Consider the following 293-nt stretch of genomic DNA (forward strand, 5'->3'; position numbering starts at 1 on the left):
CGTGTTCATCGCGCAGGTGGGCGAGATCGAAGCCGGTCAGGCAGCGGTTCAGCGGGGGAAAGGTCGCCTCGATCGCCTCCCGCTCGCGGTCGATGATCTCGGCGGCGGTGCGGTGCACCTTGCCCAGTGCCCCCGGCTGTTGCAGCGCCTGCGGCTCCTCGTCGCCGCTCAGCGCCCGGCTGTGCAGATGCTGGCCGCCGAGCAGCACGGTGTCGAGTTCGAGCACGTGATCGCGGGTCTTGCCGTAGGTGCAGCTGCCCTGGCCGCTGGCGTCGGTGGAAATCATGCCGCCG

The 293-nt window shown here is 70.3% G+C and carries 1 protein-coding gene; it reads right to left on the reverse strand.

What is annotated here, in order from left to right:
* Positions 1-293, reverse strand: a 293-nt coding sequence (locus HW452_RS17415; protein WP_224107349.1) for an FAD-binding protein, incomplete at both ends; no start/stop codon positions are given.

Origin of the sequence: Vreelandella aquamarina (assembly GCF_020075495.1) — a bacterium.
Classification (GTDB): Bacteria; Pseudomonadota; Gammaproteobacteria; order Pseudomonadales; family Halomonadaceae; genus Vreelandella; species Vreelandella aquamarina_A.